Source organism: Streptosporangium fragile (genome assembly GCF_039534445.1).
GTDB classification, from domain to species: Bacteria; Actinomycetota; Actinomycetes; order Streptosporangiales; family Streptosporangiaceae; genus Streptosporangium; species Streptosporangium fragile.
On record NZ_BAAAVI010000183.1, the window covers coordinates 1 to 826 of the forward strand.

1 protein-coding gene and 1 pseudogene are annotated in these 826 nt (G+C 69.7%); both read right to left on the minus strand.

From position 1 onward, the window contains the following. Positions 1-140 precede the first annotated feature (140 nt). Positions 141-329: a hypothetical protein gene (locus ABD841_RS40540; protein ID WP_344982404.1), complete on the minus strand. Its 189-nt coding sequence runs from the start codon at positions 327-329 to the stop codon at positions 141-143. A 138-nt stretch (positions 330-467) separates the two neighbouring features. Then, positions 468-826 (minus strand): annotated as a pseudogene (locus ABD841_RS40545) (hypothetical protein); the annotation flags it as partial.

Genomic DNA, 826 nt, shown 5'->3' on the forward strand with positions numbered 1-826 from the left:
CAGCCATTACTGGAAACGCTGGCTCCAACATCACGAAATCAGGCTGTAGTACTAGGGGCTGTACGGGGTTGAGATCAGAGGGATCCGCCTGCGCTGTGGTCTCCGGTCCCGGCAGGCCGGCGCCAGGACGCCTGGAGGCCTCACCGACGAGGAATGGTCCGTGACAGTACGTTGCCGCTCAGGTCGAGTGAGGTCAGGTGGGTGAGGTCACCGAGCGATTCGGGGACCGTGCCCAGGTGGAGCCTCGACAGGTCGAGGCTGGTCGACCCGGTCCGCAGGCACCTGTCGATTCGTGCGGCGGCGGCCGATCGCCCTGTTCCGGACCCCATTATGATCTCCTTTTCCGTCCACGCCCGCGCACCTGGGGCCACCCCTGCGTCGTCGCTGCCCCGGCGCCCCGTTGGCGCCGTTTCGGCCACGGGGGCGGCGACGACGTTAGAGGGCGGCGCTGACGATCGGCTTGTAGATCATTGGACGCGCGGCTGCGGGTCCGGTCTCCCCACGGGCGATGCCCTCGCCGATCGTCCGGCAGGCCCTCCCCGGATCGGGCGCCGGGCCGGTGAGCGAAGGGCCTGCCGGGCCGGCGGGAAGGCGGCCATCGGGATGGGGAGCCACGTCGGGCGGTTGCGGGACTCGTAGACGACCTCGTAGGCGGCCTTGTCGAGTTCCGGGGCGCGGAGCAGGACGGCGTCCTCGGTGCGCCGGGTGTGCCGGGTGCTTCCGCCCGGCGCGTGAGCTACGGTCAGCTCCAGGTGGCGTTCTTGAGCACGGTCGGCAGGCTCGGGGTGTTCCAGTAGTCCACCACCAGGATCTTCGACGTGGGCAG